The sequence below is a fragment of the Pirellulales bacterium genome, from assembly GCA_036490175.1.
Lineage (GTDB): Bacteria > Planctomycetota > Planctomycetia > Pirellulales > JACPPG01 > JACPPG01.
On sequence record DASXEJ010000250.1, the window covers coordinates 1 to 10,053 of the forward strand.

The window sequence follows — 10,053 nt, forward strand, 5'->3', positions numbered from 1 at the left end:
TCATCACTTTCGCGTAGTCGTAGGATCATTACGATGCAATCCAATTTGTTCGAGCTAGTTTATTGTTTAACTCTCGCGAGCCGTCCTGACCGCTGGCAAGCGTTTCGGTCGCGACTTCCGAGAGACTGGCCATTCGCAGAGCCGATTCGTGTACGGGCAGTCGACGGCCGCCTTGCACCACCGCCTGCATGGTGGCGCAGTGGACCCGGTGCCTGGGGTTGCTATCGTTCGCACCTCTCGATATTGGAAGACTGCCTCAACAAAAGAATCGAAAGTGTACTGTTGCTCGAAGACGACGCGATCTTCGTCCCGGACTTCCGCGAGAAGGTGGAAGAGTTCTTTTCTCATCTTCCTGATGATTGGAGCTTCGTTTACCTCGGTGGAGAACACTTGAAGCAGAATGTCCGGTTGCCGCGGCGGATTAACGACTGGGTTTACCGGCCTTTTAACGTCAACCGCACGCATTGCTTCGGTCTGCGTGGTCGCCCCACCATGGAGCTCGCCTATCGGCATCTCAACGCGTTCACATCTTGGACGGCCGAGCACCATATCGATCACCAGTTAGGCGAGCTTCATGCCGCAATGGAACGCGGCCTCTACGTGCCACGGTATTGGCTAGTAAACCAAGCTGGTGGCCACAGTGACGTGAATGGGAAAGAATGGCCGAGCTTGGAATTTTCTGGCGCCGAGGCGCTGACCCGGCCGCCAGTTGACTTGGCGATGGTAGCGGTCGTTGGGCCCTACTGCTCAGGCACGAGTTGCGTGGCGGGCATGCTGCACCATGCGGGCATCAGCATGGGAAGCGCATTTGCGCCCAACACAGCCGGGGACCCGTTTGGTTGCCACGAGGCAGAGGGATTGGGATTACTTTGCCGGGCGATGTACCGAGAGCCTTGGCTGGCTGAAGACTCCTGCCGCGAAGACCGTACGGCCTTACTTCGAAAATGGGCCGGCGAGCGTTGCAATCAACTTCGGGGCCATTCGAGATTTGCAGGTGGAAACCATCCGATAAACTGCTTGTTGGGTCCCGAGCTATTGGAAGCGTGGAATCGCCCGTTCTTTCTCGTGGTAGATCGCGCCGTGGAAGATTCGATCGAGTCCGTCATGCGAGCCGATTGGAACTGGCCGCGAGAGGCCGTTCACTCCATTCTGCCACACATGGTCGAGAAGCGGGATGCTTTTCTGCGAGAATTCTCCCCTCCGCACATGCGGATCTCGTACGAGAGCTTAGTTGCCAGGCCTGATCTAGAATTGGACCGAATCTGCCGCGCATTGCATTACTCGCCGTCCGATCACCAACGCCGCAAAGCCACGGACTTTGCCAGCAAGTGGGTCATGGCGCAACGTCCTCAACCCACTCCAATTCCTATTCACTCCGAACGGCTGACCACGCAATCATCTAATTCTTCTGCGACAGCTCCCTTTATTGCCTGCCTTGGACTACACCGTAGCGGTTCTAGTTGCGTTGCGGGCATCCTGCATCGGTTGGGGCTGCACATGGGCAACCGCTTTGTCGGATGCGAAGCCGATGGTGGTTACGAGGCTGAAGGCTTGGCGTCGATTTGCGAAAGGTACATGCCATTCCCCGAAATCCACAAGTGTATGGACGAACTCGCGACCACTACACTACTAGCAGAATGGATTCGGGCAAAATCGAGCGAAGCCGCCAGTCGCACCACGATTGCTGGCGGAAAGTACCCGCATCTGTTGGCGATGGGAGAGATGCTTCTTCGGGTATGCGGCCCTTCACTTTACATTGTGCACTGTGAGCGGCCGCTTAGCGAATCGGTCGCATCCTTGATTCGTCGGGATGGCCGCAGTCACACCAATGCACAGCTGGAGGCCGTGCAGCGATATTTATGGGACGAAAAGCTCCGACTTCTTTCACGGCCAGAGCTTAAGATCCATTCGGTGAATTACCATGCTCTGCTAACTGACCCGGTGGAAGAAATCCGCAAGCTGGCCCATTTCCTGCCGCTTACCATCTCGGAGACGCAGATAACCATTGCGGCACAATACGTTCGGCCTACGCTACGACATATCGCGCTGGCGTCCTAGTTCACGCCCGATCGCATCGGGCTTGGCGCACCGCGTGCCTTACCTTGTCAAGCGATTGAATTGCCCTCGCTTGATTCTCACTCTTCCATATTTTCGAAGCTGAATCAAACAATGATACGATGCGCGCCGCCGCGGAACCGTGGGCCGCACACAAAGCGTTTTCGAATCCGTGAGTACCCGTGAAATGCGCTTGAGCGATTTTGAACGGGCTACGCTTATCGTCCAGCGCGCTATTCGTCGTCCTATGAGCATTGCAACTCCGCGAATTGTCTCGCGAATGTTGAAGGGCGGATTTGCCGGTGGCCGAGTCAGCACAGATCGCATGCGACGGATGATTGGGCGCCTCCTAGTATCGCTATCTCGGCGGTCAAAAGACAATACGGCCCTTGCAGGCTCATCGCGCGCAGCCAATCACGAGCACGCGGAATAGCGAACCGTCTTGCTCGCCGATAAGAACGTCCTCCTTGCGAGCAAACAGCTTCGCATGATCTCGGACGAGAGCGCACACGATACTTGCCCTATCGATTGGGTGGCCGACGTAATTCCTCACCGAATCCGACGACGTCCTCGATAAAGTCCGCATACTCTTTGAGTGACAGCCCGAAGCGTTGCCCACCTGCCGATAGGCTTAGCACGGCCCGCCGGTTGCTTCCGTTTTGAACATCCCGACAGATCGCCAACAGATTCTGCTCAAGTTCCTCTTGGTGCTGAATACGGTGCAGCGATCGGCTGATCAGGTAGGCCGTAAGCTGCCCCTTTACGAAAGCGCGCGCCATGGCGACTCGCGACATCTGATAACCCTCCTGGCCAAATCGTACATCGGTCGGATTGTAACAATCGTACGCAAGCCTGAAAAGCAAGTGCCATAAAAACGGCCGTATCTTGAGGTAAATACCCCACAGCTAGAGAGCGGCCTACACCCGCATGGCACCCTTTTCTTCGAAATACAAGTTTTTCATGTCCCGCTAGCCGTGGATTTCGCGATTACGGCGACGGATGGAATCGCTCTGTAGTTACTCCCCGGCGGGTAACCTAATGGCGACCTCGGATCGGCTGGCTCGCTTGCTTCAGCTCAACTCATTAATTGAGTCTGGTGTACGTTTGACTGTGCGCCAATTAGCTGAGTCCTATCATGTCAGTCGCAGAACGATCATTCGCGACGTGAAGGCATTACAAACTGCTGGCATACCAATTGCGACGCGGGAAAGTGGAGGTTATGAAGTCGTAGGCGTTGACAATGGCCATTCGCTACCGCTCCGTGAAGATGAGGTCGTCGCGCTCCTTTTGGTCGCTACTCAATTTCGAAACACTGAGCCGCTCTCGACTGCAATTCAGGGAGCCATCGGCAACATCATTCGCCGTACTGCGCCGACACAACGTAATGAATTGCGCCGACTCATCGAACTTTGCATGCGGTCTGCAGTGCGCGCCCCTTCGTCAACCGTGAACGAGCAGGCGTTCAAAAGCGTCGTCACCGCGATACGCAAGGGACTGCAAATTCGGCTGTACGGCCGCCTTACAGATACAGGCGTAGATTTCACAACCAAAGTAACCCCCGAACGCCTTTACTGGCAAGGCGGGACATGGATACTGATTGGCAGATCCTCGATCCACCGCAAGACAAAGCTGTTTCGACTCGACTTGGTCTCCAAAGCTGAAGCGATTGATGAATGGCGCGGCTGATGTTTGTCACTTTCGGAATTAAACGGTCAGGCTTGGCAGCAATGACGGTGCGGGTCGATCGTCGAACTGGGCGGCGATGACCTAGTGGGCATCGCACCTCCATTCACACAATACGCGGGTCAGCAGGACGTGCAAGGCAATCGGTGTTCTCGCTTCCGCACCAGCGCGATGGTGACCTCACGGGCTTAAGGAGTCATTCAGGCAGGACGCCGATACGGGCGGACGCCCTGGTGTGCCGAAGCACTCTCAGCTTACGATTAAAGTTGAGCGCGACGGACAGCAGTCGGCTACACGGAAGACCCAGTGATGTGCCTCGGCAAGCGGCCGGTCGGGGGGCCAACGCAGGTCGAACTTTTGAAAGGCCGCTCCCGTCAAGAGGCCGCACCGGCAGCGTGATCGGTGAGATTCCGCGTTAGGTCTTTGAAATGCTCTGCGACAGCCTTCTTCCAGGCATTGGACCTGCCCCGGACGCCCAATCTGCGTCGGTCACATCGACAACGGTTACCTCGGTGGATCGCACCGAAGATCCAGGTTGCGGTGAGCGAATTGGGCTGTTCTACGCCGCGTGAGTGTGGCGCTGTCGGCTAGAGCGCTTTCATCTTTGGTGTAGCGGAAACGCCCAGCTAGCAGCCGATCGAAACCTCGCAAAACAAGGCGTGCAGCAACGTGCTAGCCACGCTACAGCTATCATGTAAGCGCTCTAGTTCTAAACCTGCGATGTTCCGCCGATGGCGTCATGGCGACCGGTTGCCGACGAAAAAACTTTCGCCTGCCCGGTGGAACCTCCATAATGAGCGGCCATGCTCAGCCCCGTGGCAGGTCGCGATGCCTCGGCCGGGACTTCAAGTAGACGGTAATCATTTTCCGTCGTGCGTCGCCCACGGTCTACCCGCGGGGTTGTCCCATTTGCCCGAGGCAGGCCCGGCCGGGAAGTTCGGATTCACGTGAAAACATCAGTGGGAAAGTTTTGACTTCCGCCAATTCGCTGCATTAGCCTGATGTTGTTGCTGAGCCAATGGTTTCCGCCCAACGGCGGTCAGCAGCCCATGCCTGCCAGCCGCGTGGAGCTACCAAGCTCCTTGGGCAGCGGCATCGCGATTACGCCAGCGCATCAATACAGCACTCAAGTTCTCAATGTGACGGTTGAAGGCGACTGACGATTCCATTTCCGTCAGCGCGGCAGCGCAAGGCTAAAGCTAATTCAATCGCACAGGAAACAATCGCATGGCGCGAATACTCATCATGGTAGCGTGCGGACTCCTGTTCTTGGCGTTGTCGGCGGCCGCGGTAACGGCCCAAGCACCGGCCAAGCAGCAGAGCGTGCCTTCTCCACCTACCCAGTCAGCCGCCAACGCGGCGAAAGACGCGAAGTTTGCCGAACGTGATCGCTTGTGGAAGCAAGCGCGGCAATTGCGCGCTGACGACAAAACAGCCGAAGCGGTTGCGGCTGGCGAAAAGATGCTGGCAATCGAGCGAGAACTTTATCCACGTCCGGCCGAAGACCTGGCGGTCTCGCTCGATTGGCTCGGGCAGGCCGAGCTCGACCGGGAAAACTTTCCCCAGGCCGAAAAGCGATTGCAGGAAGCACTCGACGTCGGCACCTCGGTATTCGGCGCCGATGATTGGACGGTGATCGACTCGCGGGTCCGACTTGAGAAGGCCAAGACCCTGGCCAACCTTAGTCCCGAAGATCGGCGCGATCTTCGCGATGCCGAGCGGCAGAATCGGGATGTGGTCCGGCTCTACCACGCCGGCCAGTACGCGGCTGCGATTGAAGTGGCCGAAAAATCTGCCGACACCCGGTCCCGCATTCTCGGCAAATCGCACCCCGACTACGCCACGGGCCTGAACAACCTGGCCGGGCTGTACCAGAGCCTGGGCGACAACGCACGGGCCGAGCCGCTCTTTCGCCAGACATTGGATATTCGAAAAATTGCTCTCGGTAAATCGCATCCCGACTACGCCCAGAGTCTGAATAACCTGGCTGGGCTGTACACGATCATGGGCGACTATGCGCGGGCCGAGCCGCTCTGCAAACAGGCGCTGGAGCTCCGAAGGAAAACGGTCGGCCAGTCGCATCCGGAGTACGCCGAAACCCTCATCAATTTGGCCGGGCTATACGACAGCATGGGCGACTACGCGCGGGCCGAGCCCCTCTTTCGCCAGGCCATGGAAATCCGCAAGAAAAACCTCGGCGAATTCCATCCCGACTACGGCGTGAGCCTGAACAGCCTGGCCACGCTTTACGAGAGGATGGGCGACCACGCGCGGGCTGAGCCGCTATTACGCCAGGTATTGGACATCAGAAAGAAGGCCCTCGGCGAAGCGCATCCCGACTACGCCGCGAGCCTGAACAACCTGGCCGAGCTGTACGAAAGGATGGGCGACTACTCGCGGGCCGAGCCGCTGTTGCGACAGGCGTCGGAAATCTGGAAAAAAGGCCTGGGCGAAGCGCATCCCAACTACGCCTACGCCCTGAACAACCTGGCCGGGCTATACAGGAGCATGGGCGACTACGCGCGGGCCGAGCCCCTCTTTCGCCAGGCCATGGAAATCCGCAAGAAAGCCCTCGGCGAATCTCATCCTGAATACGCCGCAAGTCTGAACAATCTGGCCGGACTGTACGAGAACACGGGCGATCACGCGCGGGCCGAGCCTCTCTATCGCCAGGCAATGGAAATCTACAAAAAAGCTTTAGGCGAATCTCATCCCGATTACGCCGCAAGTCTGAACAATCTGGCTGGGCTGTACCAAAGCATGGGTGATTACGCCCGGGCCGAGCCGCTCTATCGCCAGGCGGCAACCATTACGCTCGAAGCTCTTCAGCAAAGCTTCCTGGGCGAATCCCAGCGGCAGCAATTACAGCATGCGGCCGACGTGCGGTGGAGCTTAGACAACTACCTGGCGATCCAGGCCGAGCACGGGAAGGACGGAGATCGGGTTTATTCATTTTGGCTTCAGTGGAAAGGGCTCGTGCTGCGGCAGCAATTGCGGCAGCATGCACTCGTTGACCGGACGGAGCTAAGACCCAAATTTGCCGAGCTGGAACAAATGACCACGCGGCTGGCCCAAATGGCACTGGCCGTCGCGGCGCCGGAAAAGCGGGAAGCCGTCAGTCGGCAGTTGGGCGAGCTGTCGCGCCGGAAAGACCAGTTGGAGCGCGAGCTGGCGCACGGAAGCGCCGAATTCGCCGCGGCGGCGCACGCGGCAACCGTCGAAGCATTGCAAAAGGCATTGCCGCCCAATGCCGTGCTTGTCGATTTCGTGGAATTTTGGCGACAGATCGAACCGGAGAAGAAGGGCGGCAAGCCGACCTGGAGACGGGAGCTGGCCGCGTTCATCGTGCGTCACGAAGGCCCGATCCGGCTCGTGAGCCTGGGCGAAAGTAAGCTGGTGGGTGAAGCGATTGACCGTTGGCGCGGGCAAGACGACAGTGATTTCGGCCGCTCGCGCGGGGCGAAAGATGCTGCTAAGCGGCTGCGCGAGCAAGTCTGGCAGCCGGTGGAAATGCTGCTGGCCGGCGCAAAGCTGGTGCTCGTGTCGCCCGACGGTCCGCTGGACCGATTGCCGTTCAACGCCTTGCCGGGCAAGGAGCCAGACCGTTATCTCTTGGAAGATTGGCCAGTCGCCGTCGTCCCTTCACCAGCCGCGCTGGCGCAGCCCGTGCCCAAGCCGGCCGCGGCTCCGCAGGGGAATCTACTGGTCGTGGCCGATGTCGACTACGATCATCGCCCGAGCGCGGACACTGCTCGGCCGGCCTCGCCGCCGACAACCGAGGTCGCCCAGCTCGATCGCGGGCTGGCGAGGAGCGCCGATGAAGGCTCCTGGCTGCGGCTGGAAGGCACGCTGGGCGAGTTGACAATGCTCAAGGGGCTTTACGCAGACAGTAAATTGGACCCGCGCGGCCTCAAATTGCTGGATAAGGCCAATGCGACAACGAATGCGCTGCGCGAGGCAGCCGGGGGATACCGTTACCTGCACCTGGCCACGCACGGCTTCTTTGCAGCAGCTCGCTTCCGTTCGGCGCTCGAGCAACAATTGGACGCTCCACCTGCCGGGGCCGAAAAGCTAACCACGACCCAGAGCGTATCGGGCTATCATCCCGGCTTGCTTTCGGGCCTGGTGCTGGCCGGCGCAAACGAGCCGCAAACTGGCGACACCGGCTATTTGACGGCCGAAGAAGTCGGCACGCTCGACTTGCGCGGGGTCGAACTGGCCGTGCTCTCGGCGTGCGAAACCGGCTTGGGCAATGTGGCTGGCGGCGAAGGCCTGTTGGGTCTGCAACGGGCTTTTCAAGCAGCTGGGGCGCGCACCGTCGTGGCGAGCTTATGGAAAGTGCCCGATCAGGCGACGCGCCTGCTGATGGAACGGTTTTACAAGAACCTGTGGCAGCCGTCGCACAATCAACCGCAAATAACCAGGCTCGATGCCCTGCGCGAGGCGCAGCTTTGGATGCTGCGCGAAGGGGGCAGGAATCCAGACGTCAGCCGCGGCGCCCGCGGGCTGACGATGGAGGAGAATTCCCCGCGCGCGGATAAGCGCCTCCCGCCGTATTTTTGGGCCGCGTTCGTTCTCAGCGGCGACTGGCAATAAGCTCTCGCCCATCAACCGCGAAAGTGCCGAACAAGCGGCTCGCTTCCGCTTTCTGGCTGAGCACAGTTGAACGTTTCTTAGTTGGAGGGCACTGATGCTAACCATTGCCTTGCCGGCGCGGCATCGTTCGAGGCAGGCTCAGCCGCGGTGACCGACGTGGTGGGGCGTTTTCCTTGCCTCGTCTTGCGCGCTTCGGTCACATCGCCCGAGCCGAAGCCCGCCGAAATCGGTCGTACGGTAGCGCGCGGCGGTCACATCGACATGCTCACGAAGCGTCGGCAAATGGTCGTCGGCAGCAGGGGCACTCGCCATCGTAGCCGCGAACGAGCGCCGAAAAAGCGATTGGCTGCGTTAGGGTCATGATCGCCTTGAACGCCAGCGGGGCTCTGGGAGCGAGTTAGTCAACTTATCCCGGCTTCGCCTGCGAGTAGGATTGGCGGCCGGCCACGGATGGATAACCAAGCTATTTTGACTGCCATTTTATACGTCCTGCGACACGGTATCCGATGGGCGAAGCCCCCCTCATCGGTTGCGAATGTTTCTGGCATGACCTGCTGGCGGCGAATGGCCGAATGGAAGCGCGACGGGACATGGGAGAAGATCGAGCCAATCTTGCGAACCCTGCCGCATGCCGAAGCCGTTGATTGGGGGCGTGTCTGGACTGCCACGCCACGCGGCACATCGGTTAGACGCGCGGGCCAAAAGGGTCGTGAAACATCGTCTACGGCCGCCCACTTTGCCCGACGCCGCCGCTTCATGAGAGGTAATGCAGTTCGACGCACAAATGCTGCAAGGCGGTGGGCGGTGGCTGGCGAGAGGAGACCAACTGGCCGACCACCACCAGCACGCGCCGATGCCAACCGCTACGGCGATTCGAATCCCCTTTCATCTTCAGGCCGCTATCTAGAGACATTGAATCCGTTATCCGCGATGCTAGCACGTCGCCCAGCCTTGCGATTCAAACCAGCAATCGGCGGGTGGCGGCAACAAAAAAATCGCTTGAGCATTTTGCAGTCGATGTTACCGTGAAAAAAAGATCACCAGCCTCATCGCTCAGCCCTTCCTTTGGATCACGGCTATGGCAGCCTTGGCCAAAATGCGCATCCTTGTCGTCGAGGATCATGCCGACACGGCGGCATCGCTTTCTCTTTTGCTCAGCCACGCGGGCGCGACAGTGGAAGTGTCAGCAAACGGAAAGGACTGCCTTTCGTTGGTCGACGAGTTTCGACCGGATGTCATACTGCTCGATCTCGGGCTTCCCGGCATGAGCGGGTTGGAGGTTGCTCGCGAAGTTCGCTGCATCCGTCACAGCCCGCTGCTTGTCGCACTCACGGGCTTTGCGCATCAGCAATACCGTGACGAAGCCGGAGCAGCGGGTATCGAGCATTTTCTAGTGAAGCCGTGCGCGATCGATGACCTGTTAGCTGTTCTCGGCGGGCTAAAAAACTGCGCGTGAGCCAACGCACTGATAGAAGACGCGGCTACTGCTGGGCCACCGTGCTTCGAGTTGGCAAGAATGAGGTTCGGCTGGCATTGATGCTCATGCCGACATCACCATCCACCGCAGCGAATTCGTGAACGTCGGCGCTATGCGGTCGGAGATAAAGAAGCCGATGCCGCCTTGTCGGTCGCACGGAACGTCCCCAAGTTCACGAAGGCCGTGCTAGCACCCATCCGGCTGATTGACACTTATGCTGGATAGCGGCATCATTGCCCCCC

7 protein-coding genes are annotated in these 10,053 nt (G+C 59.1%); 5 read left to right on the forward strand and 2 right to left on the reverse strand.

From position 1 onward, the window contains the following. Positions 1 to 33: 33 nt before the first annotated feature. Positions 34 to 2,058, forward strand: coding sequence for a glycosyltransferase family 25 protein (locus VGG64_18695; protein HEY1601636.1), 2,025 nt, complete (start codon positions 34 to 36; stop codon positions 2,056 to 2,058). Positions 2,059 to 2,576: 518 nt separating this feature from the next. Here VGG64_18695 and VGG64_18700 read toward each other — a convergent pair. Then, entirely contained in the window at positions 2,577 to 2,849 is a 273-nt protein-coding gene (locus tag VGG64_18700; protein HEY1601637.1) for a hypothetical protein, read from the reverse strand. A gap of 244 nt (positions 2,850 to 3,093) precedes the next feature. On the opposite strand from VGG64_18700, the gene VGG64_18705 reads away from it, so the two are divergent. From VGG64_18705 to VGG64_18715, 3 genes are all read left to right on the forward strand, one after another. Next, positions 3,094 to 3,741, forward strand: coding sequence for an HTH domain-containing protein (locus VGG64_18705; protein ID HEY1601638.1), 648 nt, complete (start codon positions 3,094 to 3,096; stop codon positions 3,739 to 3,741). A 998-nt stretch (positions 3,742 to 4,739) separates the two neighbouring features. Next, complete coding sequence (locus tag VGG64_18710; GenBank protein ID HEY1601639.1) at positions 4,740 to 4,898, forward strand: hypothetical protein; 159 nt, start codon at positions 4,740 to 4,742, stop codon at positions 4,896 to 4,898. Positions 4,899 to 4,965: 67 nt separating this feature from the next. After that, positions 4,966 to 8,334: a CHAT domain-containing tetratricopeptide repeat protein gene (locus VGG64_18715; protein HEY1601640.1), complete on the forward strand. Its 3,369-nt coding sequence runs from the start codon at positions 4,966 to 4,968 to the stop codon at positions 8,332 to 8,334. 754 nt (positions 8,335 to 9,088) lie between these two features. On the opposite strand, the gene VGG64_18720 is transcribed toward VGG64_18715, so the two are convergent. Then, positions 9,089 to 9,247, reverse strand: a complete 159-nt coding sequence (locus VGG64_18720) for a hypothetical protein (GenBank protein ID HEY1601641.1) — start codon at positions 9,245 to 9,247, stop codon at positions 9,089 to 9,091. Positions 9,248 to 9,412: 165 nt separating this feature from the next. Here VGG64_18720 and VGG64_18725 point away from each other — a divergent pair, with 165 nt between their 5' ends. Beyond that, a complete protein-coding gene (locus VGG64_18725) occupies positions 9,413 to 9,790 on the forward strand; it encodes a response regulator (protein HEY1601642.1) in 378 nt (125 codons plus the stop codon). The last annotated feature ends 263 nt before the right edge of the window (positions 9,791 to 10,053 follow it).